This is a genomic window from Pseudomonas sp. GW823-FHT02E01 (assembly GCF_058797535.1).
The window spans coordinates 21,513-40,025 of record NZ_JBXAJS010000014.1 but is presented as its reverse complement, the minus strand read 5'-3'; the positions used below and the strand labels follow the sequence as shown (position 1 = coordinate 40,025).

At 59.0% G+C, this 18,513-nt stretch carries 18 protein-coding genes; 5 read left to right on the top strand and 13 right to left on the bottom strand.

The annotated features are described in order from the left end of the window. Window positions 1-70 precede the first annotated feature (70 nt). From AC1RDQ_RS26000 to AC1RDQ_RS25965, 8 genes are all read right to left on the bottom strand, one after another. Window positions 71-886, bottom strand: coding sequence for an HpcH/HpaI aldolase/citrate lyase family protein (locus AC1RDQ_RS26000; protein ID WP_492588487.1), 816 nt, complete (start codon window positions 884-886; stop codon window positions 71-73). Continuing rightward, on the bottom strand, window positions 883-1,725 hold the full coding sequence (locus AC1RDQ_RS25995; protein WP_492588486.1) for an HTD2 family dehydratase: 843 nt from the start codon (window positions 1,723-1,725) through the stop codon (window positions 883-885). The genes AC1RDQ_RS26000 and AC1RDQ_RS25995 overlap by 4 nt, the downstream gene beginning before the upstream one ends. A gap of 25 nt (window positions 1,726-1,750) precedes the next feature. Further along, window positions 1,751-2,680: an electron transfer flavoprotein subunit alpha/FixB family protein gene (locus tag AC1RDQ_RS25990; protein WP_492588485.1), complete on the bottom strand. Its 930-nt coding sequence runs from the start codon at window positions 2,678-2,680 to the stop codon at window positions 1,751-1,753. A gap of 2 nt (window positions 2,681-2,682) precedes the next feature. Then, on the bottom strand, window positions 2,683-3,447 hold the full coding sequence (locus AC1RDQ_RS25985; protein ID WP_492588484.1) for an electron transfer flavoprotein subunit beta/FixA family protein: 765 nt from the start codon (window positions 3,445-3,447) through the stop codon (window positions 2,683-2,685). A gap of 37 nt (window positions 3,448-3,484) precedes the next feature. Continuing rightward, on the bottom strand, window positions 3,485-4,687 hold the full coding sequence (locus AC1RDQ_RS25980; protein WP_340317117.1) for a CaiB/BaiF CoA transferase family protein: 1,203 nt from the start codon (window positions 4,685-4,687) through the stop codon (window positions 3,485-3,487). A gap of 19 nt (window positions 4,688-4,706) precedes the next feature. Beyond that, window positions 4,707-5,870: an acyl-CoA dehydrogenase family protein gene (locus tag AC1RDQ_RS25975; protein WP_340317115.1), complete on the bottom strand. Its 1,164-nt coding sequence runs from the start codon at window positions 5,868-5,870 to the stop codon at window positions 4,707-4,709. 66 nt (window positions 5,871-5,936) lie between these two features. Next, window positions 5,937-6,533 (bottom strand): thiamine pyrophosphate-dependent enzyme, encoded by a 597-nt coding sequence (locus AC1RDQ_RS25970; RefSeq protein ID WP_429521191.1) that lies wholly within the window; start codon window positions 6,531-6,533, stop codon window positions 5,937-5,939. Next, window positions 6,521-7,060 carry a thiamine pyrophosphate-binding protein gene (locus tag AC1RDQ_RS25965; protein ID WP_340317111.1) on the bottom strand — a complete coding sequence of 180 codons (540 nt, stop codon included), beginning with the start codon at window positions 7,058-7,060 and terminating at the stop codon, window positions 6,521-6,523. Before AC1RDQ_RS25965 ends, AC1RDQ_RS25970 begins: the two co-directional genes overlap by 13 nt. A 323-nt stretch (window positions 7,061-7,383) precedes the next feature. Here AC1RDQ_RS25965 and AC1RDQ_RS25960 point away from each other — a divergent pair, with 323 nt between their 5' ends. Beyond that, complete coding sequence (locus AC1RDQ_RS25960) at window positions 7,384-8,688, top strand: dicarboxylate/amino acid:cation symporter (RefSeq protein WP_340317109.1); 1,305 nt, start codon at window positions 7,384-7,386, stop codon at window positions 8,686-8,688. A gap of 57 nt (window positions 8,689-8,745) precedes the next feature. Here AC1RDQ_RS25960 and AC1RDQ_RS25955 read toward each other — a convergent pair whose 3' ends face one another. The 4 genes from AC1RDQ_RS25955 to AC1RDQ_RS25940 are packed head-to-tail and all read right to left on the bottom strand — an operon-like array spanning window position 8,746 to window position 11,922. Beyond that, window positions 8,746-9,960, bottom strand: coding sequence for a pyridoxal phosphate-dependent aminotransferase (locus AC1RDQ_RS25955; protein WP_492588482.1), 1,215 nt, complete (start codon window positions 9,958-9,960; stop codon window positions 8,746-8,748). Further along, window positions 9,957-10,595: an RraA family protein gene (locus tag AC1RDQ_RS25950; protein ID WP_492588481.1), complete on the bottom strand. Its 639-nt coding sequence runs from the start codon at window positions 10,593-10,595 to the stop codon at window positions 9,957-9,959. The genes AC1RDQ_RS25955 and AC1RDQ_RS25950 overlap by 4 nt, the downstream gene beginning before the upstream one ends. Beyond that, on the bottom strand, window positions 10,595-11,257 hold the full coding sequence (locus AC1RDQ_RS25945) for an RraA family protein (protein ID WP_492588480.1): 663 nt from the start codon (window positions 11,255-11,257) through the stop codon (window positions 10,595-10,597). The genes AC1RDQ_RS25950 and AC1RDQ_RS25945 overlap by 1 nt, the downstream gene beginning before the upstream one ends. Then, a complete protein-coding gene (locus AC1RDQ_RS25940) occupies window positions 11,257-11,922 on the bottom strand; it encodes an RraA family protein (RefSeq protein WP_492588479.1) in 666 nt (221 codons plus the stop codon). Before AC1RDQ_RS25940 ends, AC1RDQ_RS25945 begins: the two co-directional genes overlap by 1 nt. A 105-nt stretch (window positions 11,923-12,027) precedes the next feature. Here AC1RDQ_RS25940 and AC1RDQ_RS25935 point away from each other — a divergent pair, with 105 nt between their 5' ends. From AC1RDQ_RS25935 to AC1RDQ_RS25925, 3 genes are all read left to right on the top strand, one after another. Continuing rightward, a complete protein-coding gene (locus AC1RDQ_RS25935) occupies window positions 12,028-12,921 on the top strand; it encodes a LysR family transcriptional regulator (protein WP_492588478.1) in 894 nt (297 codons plus the stop codon). Between the two features lie 156 nt (window positions 12,922-13,077). Continuing rightward, window positions 13,078-13,896 carry an alpha/beta fold hydrolase gene (locus tag AC1RDQ_RS25930; protein WP_492588476.1) on the top strand — a complete coding sequence of 273 codons (819 nt, stop codon included), beginning with the start codon at window positions 13,078-13,080 and terminating at the stop codon, window positions 13,894-13,896. A gap of 152 nt (window positions 13,897-14,048) precedes the next feature. After that, entirely contained in the window at window positions 14,049-15,503 is a 1,455-nt protein-coding gene (locus AC1RDQ_RS25925) for an alanine/glycine:cation symporter family protein (RefSeq protein WP_492588475.1), read from the top strand. Window positions 15,504-15,564: 61 nt separating this feature from the next. On the opposite strand, the gene AC1RDQ_RS25920 is transcribed toward AC1RDQ_RS25925, so the two are convergent. Then, window positions 15,565-16,941 (bottom strand): MFS family transporter, encoded by a 1,377-nt coding sequence (locus AC1RDQ_RS25920; protein WP_429521183.1) that lies wholly within the window; start codon window positions 16,939-16,941, stop codon window positions 15,565-15,567. A 489-nt stretch (window positions 16,942-17,430) separates the two neighbouring features. On the opposite strand from AC1RDQ_RS25920, the gene AC1RDQ_RS25915 reads away from it, so the two are divergent. After that, entirely contained in the window at window positions 17,431-18,372 is a 942-nt protein-coding gene (locus tag AC1RDQ_RS25915) for a LysR family transcriptional regulator (protein ID WP_191625425.1), read from the top strand. The last annotated feature ends 141 nt before the right edge of the window (window positions 18,373-18,513 follow it).

Below are 18,513 nucleotides of genomic sequence, written 5' to 3'. Positions count from 1 at the left end.
TAGTGACGGTCCAGCCATACGGTCTGTGCGTTACAGAATTCGCGCACGATGCAAGAGCGCTGCCGTTGAGTCAGGTCGCGCGTGCCAGGATGGCCTGCGCACGGCCAATGACAGGCGCGTCGACCATTTGCCCATCGAGCACGAATACACCTTCACCCGAACTGGCGGCGTCCATGATGCGTTGTGCCCAGAGCAGTTCCTCCAGACCGGGTTTTAGCGCTTGATGGATAATCGCCACTTGGCTCGGATGGATACATAACGCGCCACCAAATCCCATGTCGCGGGCAAACTGAACGGTCCTGTGCAGGCCGACGGTATCCTGTATGGAAGGAAACACGCCATCCAGCGCCGGAGCGAGGCCGGCCACCCGAGTCGCGAGCAGTACTGCGTATCGAGCGTGACTCAGGATCTCTTCGGCGGCAGGGCTGCCGGTGGTCAAATTCAGGTCCAGGCCCAGATCAAGGCTTCCGAATGACAAGCGCTCAACGCCCTGGGCCTGGGCAATCGCTTGGAGTTCGGCCAGGCCCTTGGCGCTTTCGATGATGGGCCAGATCGGTTTTTGAGTATTGGCGCCCGTGAGAACGTGCTCCGCGCTTTCTGCTTTCGGTAGCAAAATACCGATCACGCCGGCGTGTCGTCGACAAAGCTCCAGATCCGCCACGTGGGCCCAGTGATCCGGGGCATTGACCCGCACCAGAATCCGGGCTTGCGGATTGTCACTCAAGAAGCGCTCCAGGTTATCCCTCGCCTGTTCCTTGAGGTTCTCCTGTACGGCATCTTCCAAATCAACAATGACCCGGTCCGCACCGGTAGCGATGGCTTTGGGTATGCGCTCCGGACGAGTGGCCGGGACAAAAAGGGCGGAGCGAACAATGGAGGTATTCATGGTGTTTCTCCCGCGCTGAACTCGACTTCGCCGGTCTGCGCCATGCCGTCCTGATTACCTGCCCAGAGCTGTGCCTTGCCGCTATCAATCAGGCGTCCGCCGACCTCGAAAGGCTGAGGCGAAATCAAGGGACGGACGCCACGGAAGGTGAAGCGCTTCAAGTGGGCGTTCGGGTGCGCTTTGGTAAAAGCGCGCAAATTCAGCGTGGCGATCAAAGGACCATGCACCACCAATCCCGGGTAACCCTCGGTCTCTGTGACGTATGGCCAGTCGTAGTGAATCCGGTGGCCATTGAAGGTGACGGCGGAGTAACGGAACAACAAGGTCGGGGAAGGGACGACCAGGTCCCGCCATTGGCCTTCCGGGATCGCCTCGGTGCCGCTCAGTTTGGGTGGAGTGGGTTCCCGATAGACAATGTCCTGCTCATCCTGCAGGGCGCGTTTGCCATCCTGAAAATACTCATGGCGCACCGTGACGAACAACAAGGAACCCGTGCGCCCGTACTTCTCTTCGACGTTGAGAATGGTTGACACACAGGTCACGTCAGCCTCCACCTTCAACGGCTGGTAAAACTCAAGTCGACTACCCGCCCACATGCGGTTGCGGTTGTGGGCGGGCGGCAGGAATCCCCCGAGCGCCGGATGACCGTCCGGACCCAGTTCGTCGGCGGTAACCGGTTCCTGAAAAAACGCCCAGTGCCACAAAGGCGGCAGCGATTCACCCGACCGGGGTGCCGGCTCGCCCAACGTCGCGGCAATACGTTTGACCAAAGTAAAACTGATCCGGTCCTGGCTTTCCTGACGACGTCCAATCCAGGCTGAAAAATCGGAACTGCTCATATTTATCGCTCCTGTCAGTCGGCAATCAGGCCAGGGCGGCCATTTCTGGAATCGCTTCAAACAAGTCCGCCACCAGGCCGTAATCGGCCACCTGGAAGATCGGCGCTTCTTCGTCCTTGTTGATCGCAACGATCACTTTGGAGTCTTTCATGCCGGCCAGGTGCTGGATCGCGCCGGAGATACCGACGGCGATGTACAGCTGTGGTGCAACGATCTTGCCGGTCTGACCGACCTGCATGTCGTTGGGAACAAAACCTGCGTCGACCGCGGCGCGCGATGCACCGACGGCAGCGCCCAGCTTGTCGGCCAGGGCGTACAGGTGTTTGAAGTTGTCGCCGTTCTGCATGCCGCGACCGCCGGAAACGACGATCTTGGCAGCGGTCAGTTCCGGACGATCGGACTTGGCCAGTTCTTCGCCAACGAAGCTGGAGATGCCAGCATCGTGGGCAGCGCCAACAGCTTCAACGGCAGCAGAGCCACCTTCAGCTGCAACCGGGTCGAAACCGGTGGCACGCACGGTGATCACCTTGACCGCAGCGTTCGACTGAACGGTAGCGATGGCGTTACCGGCATAGATCGGACGCTTGAAGGTGTCGGCGCTTTCTACCGAGATGATCTCGGAGATCTGGTCAACGTCCAGTGCAGCGGCAACGCGCGGCAGGATGTTTTTGCCGTTGGAAGTAGCGGCAGCCAGGATGTGGCTGTAGCCCTTGCCCAGCTCTGCAACCAGAGGAGCGACGTTTTCCGGCAGCTGGTGCGCGTAGGCAGCGTTGTCAGCTACCAATACTTTGCTCACGCCAGCGATTTTCGCAGCGGCTTCAGCCACGGCACCAACACCCTGGCCAGCGACCAGCACGTGGATGTCGCCACCGATTTTGGCGGCAGCAGCAACGGTGTTCAGGGTGGCAGGAGCCACAACCTTGTTGTCGTGCTCAGCGATTACCAAGATAGTCATGATTAGATTACCTTCGCTTCGTTTTTCAGTTTCTCGACCAGTTCAGCCACCGACTTGACCTTGATACCCGCGCTGCGTGCAGCCGGCGCTTCGACTTTCAAAGTCTTGTTGGTGGAGGCGGTGGAAACGCCCAAAGCATCCGGAGTCAGCACTTCGAGAGGCTTCTTCTTGGCTTTCATGATGTTTGGCAGAGACGCATAGCGCGGCTCGTTCAAACGCAGGTCGGTGGTGACGATCGCCGGCAGTTTCAGGGAAACTGTCTGCGCGCCGCCGTCGATTTCACGGGTCACAGCTACACTGTCGCCGCTGATTTCGACTTTCGAAGCGAACGTGCCCTGACCGTAGCCACTCAATGCAGCGAGCATCTGGCCAGTCTGGTTGTTGTCGCTGTCGATGGCCTGTTTGCCAAGGATCACCAGCTGAGGCTGTTCCTTGTCGACAACAGCTTTCAACAGTTTGGCAACAGCCAGGGAAGTCAGGTCTTCGGCGGACTCGACGAGGATGGCGCGGTCGGCACCCAGAGCCAGCGCGGTGCGCAGTTGCTCTTGAACGGTGGACGGGCCTACGGAGGCGACGACGATTTCAGTCGCAACGCGCCCTTCTTGTATAGAGAGTTCTTTCAGGCGTACGGCTTCTTCCACGGCGATTTCGCAGAACGGGTTCATCGCCATCTTGACGTTGGCGAGGTCGACGCCAGAGTTGTCCGCTTTCACGCGAACTTTCACGTTGTAATCGACCACTCGTTTCACAGCTACCAGGATCTTCATTGGGCAGTGTTCTCTCGAAAAACTTTGATCGTTGCCGTCAGATGGCACCGGTGGCACGCATTTGTTCAATGCGCTCTGCCCCCAGTCCCAGCTCCTTGAGCACTTGTTCGGTGTGTTGGCCAAGTCCTGGCACGGCATCCATGCGAGGTTCGAACGCACTGTTACTGCCGGGCGGGACCAGGCTCGGAACGGGGCCAGCAGAGGTTTCGACTGCTCGCCAGCGATCACGGGCCTGAAGTTGTGGATGGTCCCAGACGCCTTGCATATCGTTCACCCGGGCGTTAGCGATTTGCGCGTGGTCCAGGCGATCAATCACCGCATCGAAGTTGAGCGTGGAGAACGATTCAACGATCAATTCCCGTAGCACATTGCGGTTTTCGACACGTTTGAAGTTGGCCGAGAAACGCGGGTCTTTGGCCAACCCGGGCGCAAGCAGCACCTTCTCGCAAAACAACTGCCATTCACGCTCGTTCTGCAAACCCAGCATCACCGTGGTGCCGTCACCGACAGGGAAGGGACCGTAGGGGTAAATGGTGGCGTGTGCAGCGCCGGCGCGAGGGGGCGGAGGAGCTCCGTCATAGGCGTAGTACATCGGGTAGTTCATCCACTCGACCAAGCTTTCGAGCATCGAAACGTCGAGGTGGCTGCCTTCACCGGTGCGTTCACGCAACAACAGCGCAGACAGGATGCCGGTGTAGGCGTACATGCCGGCCGCGATATCGGCAATTGAACAACCGGCCTTGGCCATTTCTTCCTCGCCCTGGCCGCCGGTGACCGACAGGAATCCGCCTTCACTCTGGATCAACAGATCGTAGGCTTTCTTCTTCTCGTAGGGGCCACCGGCGCCATAGCCTGAAATGTCGCAGACGATCAGGCGCGGAAAACGCTGGTGCAGCACCTCGAATGACAGCCCCATTCGCGCGGCCGCACCGGGCGCCAGGTTCTGCACGAGCACATCGGCGGTGGCCAGCAAACTGTCCAGCACGTCGGCGGCACAATCCTGCTTCAGGTCGAGGGTCAGGCTTTCTTTTGAACGATTGGTCCAGACGAAGTGCGAGGCCAGACCGTTGACGCGTTGATCGTAGCCCCGGGCGAAATCGCCTGTGCCTGGACGTTCGACCTTGATCACCCTTGCGCCGAGATCGGCCAGTTGTCGGGTACAGAAGGGCGCTGCAATAGCGTGCTCAAGGCTGACGACGGTCATGCCATCGAGCGGACGGAGGCCTTTGGGCTGACTCATGATGGTATCTCTCTTGTTATCAGAAAGAGCGCGGCAGCTCGAGCAGGTGTTCGGCAACGTAGGACAAGATCAGGTTGGTAGAGATGGGCGCTACCTGATACAGACGGGTTTCGCGGAATTTGCGCTCGACGTCGTATTCGCAGGCAAAGCCGAATCCACCGTGGGTCTGCAAGCAGGCGTTAGCCGCTTCCCAGGACGCTTTCGCTGCCAGGTACTTGGCCATGTTGGCGCTGGCCCCGGCGTTGATGCCGCTGTCGTATTCTTCGCAGGCACGCCAGCGCATCAGGTCAGCCGCTTCGATTTCGATGTGGGCTTCGGCGATGGGGAACTGCACACCCTGGTTCTGCCCGATAGGGCGCCCGAACACCACACGGTCTCGGGCATAAGCACTGGCCTTTTCGATAAACCAGCGACCGTCGCCAATGCATTCGGCAGCGATAAGAGTGCGTTCGGCATTCAGCCCGTCGAGGATGTACCGGAAGCCTTTGCCTTCCTCGCCAATCAGGCTGTCAGCGGGGATTTCCAGGTTGTCGAAGAACAGTTCGTTGGTTTCGTGATTGACCATGTTGGCGATCGGCTGCACGGTCATGCCGTTGCCGATGGCCTCGCGCAGGTCGACCAGAAAGATCGACATGCCTTCGGACTTTTTCTTCACCTCGGCCAAGGGCGTAGTGCGCGCCAGCAGGATCATCAGGTCGGAATGCTGGATTCGCGAGATCCACACCTTCTGCCCGTTGATCACGTACTTGTCGCCGCGTTTGATCGCGGTGGTCTTGATCTTGGTGGTGTCGGTGCCGGTGGTGGGCTCGGTCACGCCCATCGATTGCAGACGCAATTCACCGTTGGCCAGTTTCGGCAGGTAGTAGCTTTTCTGCGCCTCGCTGCCGTGACGCAGCAGGGTGAACATGTTGTACATCTGCCCGTGAACGGTCCCGGAATTACCGCCGCAGCGGTTCACTTCTTCGAGGATCACCGAGGCCTCGGCGAGCCCAAGGCCGGAGCCGCCGTATTCAGCCGGGATCATTGCCGCCAGCCAACCGGCGTCGGTCAGGGCCTTGACGAAGGTTTCCGGGAAGCCTTTTTCTTCATCGATTTTGCGCCAGTAAGCGGCATCGAATTCTGCGCAAAGAGCGCGTACGCCCTCGCGGATGGCATTGAGTTCTTCAGCGTTGCGGTCGGTCATTATTATTCTCCTCGACACGTCACGCACGGCCGTTGCCCTGCGTGATCGGGTCCGGGCAAAGAGCAATCAGATCGGGTTGAAACCCAAGGCGGCACGAAAGCGATTCTTGATGTAGTGACCATCGCGCGGCGGCAGCACCCGTGGCGGGTTTTCCGCTTTGATCTTGATCGTCGCCAGCTTGACGCCGTCGCGGGTGACGAAGCGCTCGCGCAGGTCATGTACGCCTTCCATGTCGCGGATTTCATCGGTCCAGCTGAAGCCGCAGGTCTGCGCGACCTGGTCCAGGGATATACCAAAACCCGCGTGGCTGACTTGCATGCCGGTTTCGCCAAAGTGACCGTTATCCAGCACGGCGATGGTCAGGTTGGCGGGTTTCTGCAGCGCGACGGTGGCCAGTGCGCCGAAGCCCATGAGCAGCTCACCGTCACCGGTGACCACCACGACCGACTTGTCCGGCTGGGCATTCGCCAGGCCCAGGCCGACCGTTATTGCGCTGCCCATGGCAGCCCAGAGGTAGTAATTCAGATCATGGTCACCGGCGGCCATGACGTCATAGGACGCGGAGCCCAGGCCGGTCACGACCAGCACGTCTTTGCGGTCGGCCAGCAAGGCCTTGACCACTTCGCGGCGGCACAGTGTGTGGTTGGCGCTTACTTGACCCATTTCTTTTCTCCAATCAGGCGCTGGCCGAGCAGCAGGGCAGTGGCGGAATCACCGTTGAAGGCCATGGTCGCGGCACCGTGCAGCAGCGGGGCGACATCTTTCGGATCGTCCGCGCGCCAAGTCATGACTTTCATCAGGTTCAGGGAAGCTTCGGTGGCCTGACCCATCGGGTTCTGCCACGCGTTGAATTCGGCCCAGTCACCGCGCATGGTCACCACCATCAACAACGGGAAACCGGCACAGGCCTGAAGTGCCAGGGTGTTGATGCAGTTACCGACACCGCTGGATTGCATCAGCAGGGCGCCACGCTCACCACCGAGCCAGGCGCCGGCGAGGTAACCGATGCCTTCTTCTTCGGTGGTGAGGACAACGGCCTTGATGTCCGGGTCGGCATACGACATGCGGATGGCCGCCGAGTGACCTGCATCCGGTACGAAGACCACGTGTTTGACGTCGTGGGCCTTGAGCACTCGGAATACATCCTCCTGCCAATCCTGTCCCACGGTTTGTTCAGCTTCTGTTGACATGCCCATCTCCCAAGCAGTGCTGCTTTTGTGTTTTCACACATTCTGGGAGTGCTGAAGGAGAACGACGACTACCGTTTTTGTCTTTGAGATATGCCCGTTTTATATCGCTGGACGGTGAATGCGTGGCGCAGCGGCGAACTGCGATAACCACAAAGTATGGAAAGGGCAAAGGTGCTGATCCTGGGCGCCTGGCCATAGCATTTGGGCATATCAGCTAGAGCGTGATCCGCTCTTATTGACGGGGTGGGGCTAGGGTAGTTTTCGGCTACGTGGTTACAGCGCGTAACCGACGCAACTACAACAATAAGTAGGGGGCACACCTAATGAAAAACAGGCTACCGGCTGCGGCAGGCATTCTGATCGCCATGCTATTGGGGATCCTTATCGGCTACATGATTTTCCTGAACTTCCCGGACAAAGCGGCGGCGACCAGAGTCGCCGGTTACATCTCGATCGTCTCTGACATTTTTCTACGCCTGATCAAAATGCTCATTGGCCCTCTGGTGTTCTCGACCCTGGTGGTGGGCATCGCACACATGGGGGATGCCAGCGCTGTCGGCCGGGTGTTCGGCAAGGCACTGGGCTGGTTTTTGACGGCCTCGTTGATCTCGCTGTCGGTGGGGCTGGTCATGGCCAACCTGTTGCAGCCCGGGCATAACCTGGGATTACCGTTACCAGACATCACTAGCGCCACCAATCTGCAAACGGCGGTGTTCACCCTCAAGGATTTCATGACACATCTGGTGCCCAAATCTTTCGCGGAGGCCATGGCCACCAACGAAATTCTTCAAATCGTGGTGTTCTCGATATTCTTCGGCGTTGCGCTGGCCTCCCTGGGCAAGAAGGCCGAGGGCCTGGTGAATGTCATCGAAGACCTGTCCCACGCGATGTTGAAGGTTACCGGTTATGTGATGAAGCTTGCTCCGCTGGCGGTGATGGCGGCCATGGCCGCGACCGTTTCAATTAACGGCCTGTCTATTCTGGTCAAGTTTGCCGTGTTCATGCGCGACTTCTATCTCGGGCTGATTGTGCTCTGGGTGATGCTGGTGTTTGCCGGCTGGATGTTCCTCGGGCGGCGAGTGTTCAAACTGGTGGTGCTGATCAGGGAAGCGTTCCTTCTGTCTTTCGCCACGGCCAGTTCCGAGTCGGCTTACCCGAAGATTCTTCATGCGCTGGATCGTTTTGGGGTCAAGCGCCGAATCTCGAGTTTCGTCATGCCGATGGGGTATTCCTTCAACCTTGACGGCTCGATGATGTACTGCACGTTTGCCGTACTGTTCATCGCTCAGGCCTATGGCATCGAGATGTCCATCGGCACGCAGATCACCATGTTGTTGACGTTGATGCTGACCTCCAAAGGCATGGCCGGCGTGCCCCGGGCTTCGTTGGTGGTGATCGCCGCGACGCTGACCCAGTTCGATATTCCCGAAGCCGGTTTGCTGCTGATTCTGGGGATCGACACCTTCCTCGATATGGGCCGCTCGGCCACCAACGCGGTGGGCAACTCCATCGCCACGGCTGTGGTGGCCAAATGGGAAGGCGAGTTGGTGAGTGAGGATGAGGCCGAGCGAGACGCCGCCGCGCTGGACGCTACGGGTGGCGTGGGGGAGAAACCGCTGACTGTCTGACCCGTGCCGAGAAAAACGAAACCCGGCGATGGCCGGGTTCGTTCAAATACACTTGGGTTAACGCAGGGCGCTACAGAACGCGCGGATGGCCTCGCAGGCCTTGAGCAATGAAGCATCATCCAGGGCATAGGCAATGCGAATGTAGGGGCCGAGGCCAAACGCGCTGCCATGCACCACCGCCACATTCGCTTCGTCAAGCAATGCGTGGGCGACATCTTCATCGGTGAGCAGCGCTCGACCGCCCGCTGAGGTTCGACCGATCAGCCCCGCGCAGGAGGCGAACGCGTAAAACGCCCCGGCTGGGCTGACGCATTCAAGACCAGGTGTGGCGTTCAAAAGCTCCACCATCAAATCGCGACGCCCCCGAAAAGCGGCACGGCTTTCGCGGATGAAGTCCTTGGGGCCCTCCAGTGCGGCGAGTGCGGCCTGCTGCGAGATCGAGCTTGCACCCGAGGTTTGCTGACCTTGCAGTTTTTCCATGGCCTCCAGCAGCCAGCGTGGCCCGGTGGCAAAACCGATACGCCAGCCGGTCATGGCATAGGCCTTGGAAACACCGTTCATGGTCAGGGTTCGCGTGGCGAGCCGTGGTTCAACCTGGGCGAGGGTATGGAATACTTGATCGTCGAAGATCAGGTGTTCGTAGATGTCATCGGCCAGAATCAACACGTGAGGGTGTGCCAACAACACCTGCGCCAAGGCTTGAAGCTCATCCCGGCTGTACACTGCGCCCGTCGGGTTGGACGGCGAGTTGAGGATCAGCCAGCGGGTCTGCGGTGTGATCGCCGTGGTCAGTACCGCGGGCGTCAGCTTGAATCCGGTATCGGCATCGCAAGTGACGATTCTGGTTTCACCACCACACAGTTGCACCATCTCCGGATAACTGACCCAGTAAGGTGCCGGCACGATGACTTCGTCACCCTCATTGAGGGTCGCGGCCAGGGCGTTGTAGATCACCTGCTTGCCACCGTTGCAGACAAGGGTGTCTTGCCAGGTAACGTCCAGGCCGTTCTCACGACGGAACTTGGCGGCCACCGCTTCTCGCAGTGAACGTACACCGGCGACCTGGGTGTAGCGGGTGTGGCCGTGTTCGATGGCGTGAATGGCCGCTTCACGTACATGTTCGGGTGTATCGAAATCTGGCTCGCCGGCGCACAGTGAAATGATCTTCGCACCTTGCGCCCGGCGCTCAGCCACTCTATCGATTATCCGATAGGTCGCGGAAGGTTGCGCACAGGCCAGGCGTTGGTTCAGACGTTGGATATCAGCGCTCATGCGCGGGTTCTCCATTCGGTAAGGTTCATCAGTTCCAGGGTCGAGCGACCTTCGGTCAATGCTTGCATCATCAGCGCTTCCTTGTTCGCGCGAGCTTCGCCTTCAGCGAGGGTACGTGCGGCATCCGACTTGGGAATGATGATCACGCCATCATCGTCGGCTACGACCAGGTCACCGACCGCCACGCCTACGCCATTGAAATTGAATGGCTGGCCCACGGAGGGCGCGCTGACCTTGACGGTGCCTTTGACCGAGATGCCGCGCGCGAATACTGGAAACTGGCGCTTCTTCAGCGCCGCGATATCACGAACGCCCCCATCAATGACCAGGCCGACCACGCCTGCCGCTTCGGCTGCCACGGTCAGCACTTCACCCCAGTAACCGGCGATGAAACTTCCCGTACCCACCACCAGAACGCTGCCGCGAGGCACGCGTTCCATTGCCAGGTGCAACGACAGGTTGTCACCCGGCGAGCACTCCAGTGGGTAGGCCGGCGCGGCGATGAAGGCACCGTCCCAGACGGGACGGATCGCGCTGTCGACCGCACAGGGCAGATGGGACGCTTCATACAGTGTCGAGCTACCCAGGACTTTTGCTCGTTCGTGGAAATTCAACGGGAGGGGGAGCGTGTTCATCAGACTTTCCTCTGCAGGTGGTGGTAACCCAGTGCGGCGCGGGCTTGCTTGAGGGATTTGCCTTGAGCGATCAGGGCTCGGATATCGGCTTCGACCGACTCGATCTGGCGGGCGCACGCGGCCACTTCAGCTGCCCGGGCGCGAGGCACAATCACCACACCGTTGGCGTCGGCCACCACGATGTCACGGGCACACACCCGGGCCGTGCCGACGGACACTGGCTGATTGACGGATTGAACCTGCACGCGGTCCTTGCCAGTGCGCATGAAACGGCCCTTGCTGAAGACCGGATAACCGTCACCCAGGGCCTTGTTCACGTCTCGGCAAACACCATCGATGACGGTGGCCGCGATCTGCCGGCTGCCGGCGTACTGGGTCATGATGTCGCCCCATACCGTGCAGTCGGTGCGGCCACCGTTGTCGATCACCACGACGTCACCGGGGAGCACGTCTTCGATGAAATCGCCCACAGTACCAGGAGGCACGCTGGCCGAAACGTACTGCACGGTGAAGGCAGGTCCGACGATGACCTTGCGGTAGTTGTCCAACGGTGCCACGCCCAGGCATTGGCCGGGCAGGCCGAGTTTGTCCAGGGCATCGGAGACGCCAGGGGTGTCCAGGCCCTCAAACAGGGCGACAAGTGCCAAGTCTTCAATAGTCATCAGGAACGCTCCACCTGGATAGCTTCGAACTGGGTGTCATGCATCACTTCGGCCACTGAGCGGCCGCTGCGAACCGCTTCCACCATGCCGTCCTGGCGACGGGTAATGCGCTCGCCAAGATCGACTACCTTCTCGATGTAAGCCTGGGGCACAAACACCGTTCCGCAGTTATCGGCGATGACATAGTCGTCTTCGCTGACGTCGACGCCCGCCACATTGATCGTCACGGCGGAATCGATCTGCACCACCCGATTGCGCGCGCTGATCATGGTGACGCCACGGCCATATACCGGGTAGCCAATCGACTCGCTGCCATCGATATCGCGACTGAAGCCGTCGATGACCGTGCCGCGCACCTGTTTGCCGGTCGCGGCGTTGGCGAGAATGTCGCCCCAGCAGGAAATGCCTTCGATACCGCCGGCAATGACCAGCACGCGGTCGTCGCTGTCGATCTGCTCCACCACCGGGGTGATCAGATGCGCGGTGGGCACGCTGTCGGATTTTGGCGCCAGCAACACGGTACTGGCGCGACCGACGATCTTCGGGCAGTTCCAAAGCGGGCGTAGTCCCACGGTGGCACCAGCCAGGCCGAGGAAGTCGAGGGCGTCGGATACCGTGTTGGTATCCAGCGCTGCCAAGCGATCCAGCAAACTCTTGTTGTTCATGGGGTAGCCCCTGTGGTGACGGAGGCGGCCAGTGTCGACGAGGAGATTTGATAGGTATATTACTAATTACAGAAGCGTTAGATACGCTAAACCTATGGAATAATCATGATCAATTTCCGTCTGATCCGTCACCTCTGGCTGTTCCTGGCCGTCGCCGAAGAGCAGAATTTCGGCCGTGCGGCCAAGCGGCTTGGCATGTCTCAGCCTCCCCTGAGCGAGCAGATTCAGGTGCTGGAGCAGGCACTCAAGGTCCAACTGTTCGAGCGCTCGCGACGCGGGGCGAAACTGACCCCCGTGGGGGCGGCTATCCTGCCGGCGGTGCGTAAATTCGCCGAGCAACTCGAGCGCCTGGAACTGGCGGTGGAGGAGGCCGTAGCAGGGCAGTCGGGGATGTTGACCATCGGTGCCATCTCCACGGCCATGTTCGACGTACTGCCCGGTCTGATCGAACAGATGAAAGACGATTATCCGCACCTGACCGTATCCGTGCGGGAAATCGACAGCGTAGAGGCCGTTCCGGCACTGGAAGCCGGTGATATCGACCTGGCCTTCGCCCGTCTGGACGGTGATCTGGGCACCTCGATCCAGTCACTGCCGTTGCTGGAGGATCGTCTGGTAGTGGCGTTACCCAGTGACCACCCATTGGCTGCACGAACACGTATCAGTTTGTCCAGCCTGGCCAACGAACCTTTGGTGATGTTTTCGCGAAAGGTCAGCCCGGTCTATTTCGACTACTTGATCGCAACCTGCCGAGCCAGCGGTTTTTCCCCGCGGGTGCTGCATGAAGTGCGTTCGGTCGCTTCGCAAATTGCCTTTGTCAGCTATGGGCAGGGCATCGCCCTGGTACCGGCATCCTTGAAAAAAATGGCACCGGATAACGTGGTATTTCGATCATTGAGTCAGAAGCTTAACGTGGTGACGACGGCGGTCGCCTGGAATGCCGATCGGCCCAATCCGCTCATAGCGGAAGTGATTGCGCGACTGCGGAAAAAGGCCTGAGCCGGACAAGAGCAGCGAGTGGGCAATCAACGATAGGTTTGGCGTATGGAAACGTTCCACAATTAGGAATTTACATAAGACTCGAACCGGCTGAAATTGGGCCTGTCGCCGATGACCTGTTTCGGCGGCAGTCCTATCGTCCAAGGAGTCATTTTCGTGACCGCATCCGAAACGTTCACTCATACGCAGCTCCCTTTGACCGTTGAGGGAGTCCAGCTGAACGTCGCCGCCATTCATCGAAATGGCAACCTGACGCCGATTGTGTTCCTGCATGGTTTTGGTTCCACCAAAGAGGACTACGCCGACATCGTGCAGCACGCAGAGTTCGCCGGGCACCCCTTCCTCGCCTACGACGCACCGGGCTGCGGGGAGAGCCAGTGCAGCGACCTTTCCAGTATTTCGATTCCTTTTCTGCTGCAGACCGCATTACAGATGCTGGAGCATTTCGGTATCGAGCGCTTCCACCTGGTCGGCCACTCCATGGGCGGACTGACCGCACTGATGCTGGCCCATCAGTTCCCGGAGCGGGTAATCAGCTTCGTCGATATAGAGGGTAATATTGCTCCGGAAGATTGCTTTCTCAGCCGGCAGATCGACGATTATCCAAGCGATGATCCAGAGAAGTTTTTCACGGCTTTCATCGAGCGTGCCCGGCAGGCCCCGGCATACGCCAGCGCACTCTATTCGGCGAGCCTCAGGCACAAGGTGCGTGCCGGGGCAGTGCGGGGGATATTCCGGTCGATGGTCGACCTTTCCGATAACGCCGACCTGATGAGCAGGTTTCTCGGCTTGAAGTGCCCGCGAATGTTCATGTACGGCGAGCAGAACACTTCACTGTCCTACCTTTCGCACATCGAGGCCCAAGGCGTACGTTTGGCGCCAATTCCGGCCTGCGGCCACTTCCCCATGTACTCCAACCCGATCGCGATGTGGAAACAGATCGCCGATTTCCAGACCGGCAGTCGAACCGGGTAAGTCCGATCGCCCCGAGCGCTCCCCGATGTAGGGCGGGAGCCTGACAGGGGGCTCGCGGTCGCTATTCAACGCGTTTCATCTCACATGCCTGCCACGGCGATGTGTGAGGGCGCGTGCATGCCTGTAATCCATAACAACAAGAGGTTCAAATCATGCTCGAAGTCATAAACAGCTTTCTTTCCGGAAAGCTCCTGATCGTGCTCATCGTAGGCCTGGGTGGCTATTTCACGATTCGTTCACGCTTTGTCCAGTTTCGCCATTTCCTGCATATGTTCGGAGCCTTTCGCGATAGCGTGCAGAAGAGTGCCGGTCAGATCAGCTCGTTCCAGGCCTTGATGCTTAGCCTGGCGGGTCGCGTAGGGGCGGGTAATATCGCCGGGGTCGGGTTGGCCGTGACGTTGGGCGGGCCAGGAGCGGTGTTCTGGATGTGGGTGACCGCGCTGGTAGGCATGTCCACCAGCTTCTTCGAATGCAGCCTGGGGCAGTTGTACAAACGATGCGATGCCAAGGGACAGTTTCGGGGTGGGCCGTCGTACTACATCCAGTACGGACTGAAGCAGGCGTGGCTGGGCAAGGTCATGGCCGTGTTGCTCCTGGTGACTTTCGGTTTTGCCTTCAACGGGCTGCAATCCCATGCCGTGACTCACTCGCTGAACAATGCGTTCGGCTTCTCCACGACCTACTCCGGTATTGCGATTGCCGTATTGCTCGGCCTGGTATTCATGGGGGGCATCAAGCGCATCGCTGCCGTCTCGGACCTGTTGGTGCCGGTCAAGACACTGGCCTACATTGGCGTGACCGTTTATGTGATCGTGCTTCAGTTCGACCATGTACCGGGCATGTTGATGACCATTTTCAAAAGTGCCTTTGGCCTGGACCAGGCGTTCGCCGGCCTGGTTGGCAGTGCCATCGTCATGGGCGTCAAGCGCGGGGTGTTTGCCAATGAGGCGGGCTTGGGCAGTGCGCCCAACGTAGCGGCCGTGGCGAAAGTAGATCACCCGGCGGCTCAAGGAGTGGTTCAAGCTTTCAGCGTCTTCCTGGATACCTTTGTGATCTGTACCTGCACGGCGCTGCTGATTCTGTTGTCGGGTTTTTACACGCCAGGCTTCGAAGGCGATGGCCTGGTACTGACACAGAACGCACTGGCGGCAGTGGTCGGGGACTGGGGGCGCACGTTCATTAGCGTGGCATTGGCTCTGTTTGTTTTCACGTCGATCCTCTACAACTACTATCTGGGCGAAAACAACCTGCGCTTTCTACTGGGCGATAAACGCGCTGCGGTGATGACCTATCGGGGCCTGGTGTTGCTGTTGATCCTTTGGGGCGCCGTGCAAAATCTGGGCACGGTGTTCGCCTTTGCCGATATCACCATGACGCTGTTGGCTTTCGTCAATCTGATCGCCCTGGCGCTGTTGTTCAACGTCGGCATGCGCTTGCTGCGTGACTATGACCGGCAGCGCAAGGCCGGCATCAAGACGCCGATATTCGACTCCAGCCAGTTCGCGGATCTTGATCTTGACTTGCAGGCATGGCCCCATCGAGAAAAGGTCGGCAACAGCATTCCTGAATCTGCACCACAGGTAGCACCTGCCTCTGCCATGCGCTGATGAAAAAAGGGCCCATGACAAGTCATGGGCCCTTGAAGGTCATCTGGAGATCCTCCGTCAATCAGACTCGCGCAGCATGGGGCTTTACACGTCCCTTCAAACCGGTACGTTCTTCAATCTCACCTGAGCCACTGATATAGCCGTAACGCGACAGGTTGGGCATCAGCATCGCGGCGATGAAGGTGATGGTCACGACCGCCGCTACGTAGAAGAAAAAATACTCCTCGATGCCCTGTGAACGAAGCGACAACGCCACGTATTCGGCGGTGCCCCCAAATGCCGCATTGCCCACCGCATAGGGAAATCCAACCCCCAATGCACGTACGGCAGGTGGGAACAGTTCGGCTTTGACGATCCCGGCAATCGGCGTGTAGAGCGACGCAATGGCCAGACCGCCAAACACCAGCACGAATGCCATGAACGGGTTGCTGACCGACTGCAGCGAGTACAGCAGGGGGATCACCAGCAACATGGCCAGCCCGGAGAACATCAACATGTGCGCCTTGATACCGATGCGGTCGGCGAGCAAGCCGAACAGCGGCTGGCAAAGCATGAAGCCGATCAGGGCCGCCGTCATGATGAAGCTGACCGTTTCCGGGCTGAAGCCGGCGGAGATCACCAGGAACTTCTGCATGTAGGTAGTGAAGGTATAGAAATACAGCGAACCGCCGATGGTGAACGCCACCACCAGAGCAACTGCGCGTTTGTGTTTGAACATGCCGCGCAGAGAGCCGGCATCTTTGCGGCTCATGTCTTTCTTGTTGGCGGTTTCATGCATGGCGCGACGCAGATACACCACCACGACCGAGCTCAGCGCGCCGATGAAGAACGGAATCCTCCAACCCCACTCGCGCAACTCTTCACCGGTCAGGGTTTGTTGGAGAATGACGACGGTCATCAAGGCCAGCAGCTGACCGGCAATGATGGTGAAGTACTGAAACGAGCCATAGAAACAGCGACGACCCGGTGTCGCGATTTCGCTGATGTAGGTGGCGCCGGTGCCGTATTCCGCACCGACCGACAGGCCCTGAATCAGCCTGGCAACCACGAGCAGGATCGGCGCCGCGACGCCTATGGTTGCGTAGGTCGGCATGACGGCGATCAGCAGCGAGCCGGCGCACATCATGAACACCGAGATAATCATCGAGACCTTGCGGCCGCGAGTGTCAGCGATCCAGCCGAATATCCAGCCACCGAGCGGGCGCATGAAAAAGCCGACGGCGAAGACGCCCGCGGTCGCCAGTAGCTGGCTGGTCGTGTCGCCCTTGGGGAAAAACGAAGCGGCGAAGTAGATGGCGGTGTAGGCGTAAATGAAAAAGTCGTACCACTCCACCAGATTGCCCGAGCAGGCACCCATGATGGCCTTGACGCGGTTCGGCGCTCTCATCGCAGCGGTTTGGGCTGCGTGGTCTTTGGCGTCTGTGATTGATGCGGACATGTGATTCACCCTTTTTTCAAGGCGAGGGGAGACGAGGAGCACGCTGATGCGCGTCCGACGTGACTGGCTCGTTGGGTTTTGGGTTTAACGAAAAGGCGTGAACCCGCTCACGGCCGGATTTCCGTAGAGAAGGGAGAGGGTGGATGCACGAGCGTGGCGAACGGTAGTGGCCCGGGGAAATCGGACAGGTGAGACAAAGCATTGAACATCATGGCGCGAGCCCTCGAATCTTATTCTTGTAGTGAGTCGAGCGCTCTTTGGCGCCGACGTTGATTGCACGCTACCGCAGAGTCAGGAGGGTAATAAGCCGTCAGGCAGGCCTAACTGATATACCTGAATTTTATAGCTTGGCGTGCAGCCCCGGCGGGCCGGGGGATACAGCCGGCTTGAAAGTCCTGGGGCCGCACGACACGGTGGTTGCGGGGCATTCCAAGGTGCGTAAATGCGATTACACTCACAGCACTTTCGCCGCATATCGCGCCGAGCCCGATGCTGACTGGCCTGGTAATGGATGTCGTTCAACTCAAAACCCTGATTCATGTTGCCGAGCTGGGCAGTCTCAGCAAGGCCTCGGATCGTCTTCACATCGCGCAACCGGCACTTAGCCGGCAAATTCGATTGTTGGAAAAGGAGCTCGGCACCTACCTGTTTGATCGACATGGTCGAGGCATGGAGATCACCGACGCCGGACGTGAAGTGTTGGCACATGCCACCCGAATCATGGAAGAAATGGAGTCCATTCGAAGTTCTGTTGTAGGCGCAAAGTCCTCTTTTCGGGGAACGGTCGTCATCGGCACGACGCCGACGGTCGCGGAAATTATCACTGTTCCATTGGTACGCAAGATCAAAGAGGCGCATCCGAATCTCGCCGTCAGGTTTTCCTCAGCCTTCAGCGGTTATCTGCTCGATTGGGTTCAGCGTGGCGAATTGGAGCTGGCGATCTCTTACGATCCCCATCCTTTGCATACGCTGCGTATCGTGCCGGTGATGATGGAAAATCTGCTGCTGGTCGGTCCCGCCAGCGCCAACCTGCGTCTTGATACGCCGATATCGTTCGAGTCATTGGCTGAGCAGCAATTGGTATTGCCAAGCGCTCGACATAGCCTTCGCGTGATTCTGGATGATTGTGCACGTCAAGTCGGGATCAAGCTCAAGACCAGCGTTGAAGCCGACTCCTTCGGCGCCATGATCGATCTGGTCCGTAATGGTTTCGGTTTGACCGCTTTGCCTTTGGCATCGATTTACGCGCAGGTCGACGCTGGCGTGCTCAGTGCAGCCCCCTTGGTCGACCCCGTTCCCATGCGCAAACTGGTTCAGGTTTTTCCGGCCGACAGGCGGGTCAGTCCGGCCGCCAAATTTGTCGGGGATGCCTTCATCGAGATTGCCGCCGATCTGGTCAATCGCAAAATCTGGGCTGGACACATGCTTTGAGCCAACGGTGAGCCTGTTAGCTGCGAGTGCCCCGCCCCCATACAAATCGCCCAATTATCCGTAGTTGCGCAGCTGCTCACGAGTTCCGCTTTGCTCACCACTGATGACACTGTCTTGAACCAACAAACGCGACTGCCTGGC

What these genes read in the sequence shown, in the direction of transcription:
- AC1RDQ_RS25975 (WP_340317115.1), bottom strand. Translation starts at nt 5,870, where the DNA reads ATGACCGACCGCAACGCTGAAGAACTCAATGCCATCCGCGAGGGCGTA.
- AC1RDQ_RS25965 (WP_340317111.1), bottom strand. Translation starts at nt 7,060, where the DNA reads ATGTCAACAGAAGCTGAACAAACCGTGGGACAGGATTGGCAGGAGGAT.
- AC1RDQ_RS25960 (WP_340317109.1), top strand. Translation starts at nt 7,384, where the DNA reads ATGAAAAACAGGCTACCGGCTGCGGCAGGCATTCTGATCGCCATGCTA.
- AC1RDQ_RS25915 (WP_191625425.1), top strand. Translation starts at nt 17,431, where the DNA reads ATGCTGACTGGCCTGGTAATGGATGTCGTTCAACTCAAAACCCTGATT.
- AC1RDQ_RS25995 (WP_492588486.1), bottom strand. Translation starts at nt 1,725, where the DNA reads ATGAGCAGTTCCGATTTTTCAGCCTGGATTGGACGTCGTCAGGAAAGC.
- AC1RDQ_RS25980 (WP_340317117.1), bottom strand. Translation starts at nt 4,687, where the DNA reads ATGAGTCAGCCCAAAGGCCTCCGTCCGCTCGATGGCATGACCGTCGTC.
- AC1RDQ_RS25935 (WP_492588478.1), top strand. Translation starts at nt 12,028, where the DNA reads ATGATCAATTTCCGTCTGATCCGTCACCTCTGGCTGTTCCTGGCCGTC.
- AC1RDQ_RS25925 (WP_492588475.1), top strand. Translation starts at nt 14,049, where the DNA reads ATGCTCGAAGTCATAAACAGCTTTCTTTCCGGAAAGCTCCTGATCGTG.
- AC1RDQ_RS25955 (WP_492588482.1), bottom strand. Translation starts at nt 9,960, where the DNA reads ATGAGCGCTGATATCCAACGTCTGAACCAACGCCTGGCCTGTGCGCAA.
- AC1RDQ_RS25950 (WP_492588481.1), bottom strand. Translation starts at nt 10,595, where the DNA reads ATGAACACGCTCCCCCTCCCGTTGAATTTCCACGAACGAGCAAAAGTC.
- AC1RDQ_RS25920 (WP_429521183.1), bottom strand. Translation starts at nt 16,941, where the DNA reads ATGTCCGCATCAATCACAGACGCCAAAGACCACGCAGCCCAAACCGCT.
- AC1RDQ_RS26000 (WP_492588487.1), bottom strand. Translation starts at nt 886, where the DNA reads ATGAATACCTCCATTGTTCGCTCCGCCCTTTTTGTCCCGGCCACTCGT.
- AC1RDQ_RS25970 (WP_429521191.1), bottom strand. Translation starts at nt 6,533, where the DNA reads ATGGGTCAAGTAAGCGCCAACCACACACTGTGCCGCCGCGAAGTGGTC.
- AC1RDQ_RS25990 (WP_492588485.1), bottom strand. Translation starts at nt 2,680, where the DNA reads ATGACTATCTTGGTAATCGCTGAGCACGACAACAAGGTTGTGGCTCCT.
- AC1RDQ_RS25945 (WP_492588480.1), bottom strand. Translation starts at nt 11,257, where the DNA reads ATGACTATTGAAGACTTGGCACTTGTCGCCCTGTTTGAGGGCCTGGAC.
- AC1RDQ_RS25985 (WP_492588484.1), bottom strand. Translation starts at nt 3,447, where the DNA reads ATGAAGATCCTGGTAGCTGTGAAACGAGTGGTCGATTACAACGTGAAA.
- AC1RDQ_RS25940 (WP_492588479.1), bottom strand. Translation starts at nt 11,922, where the DNA reads ATGAACAACAAGAGTTTGCTGGATCGCTTGGCAGCGCTGGATACCAAC.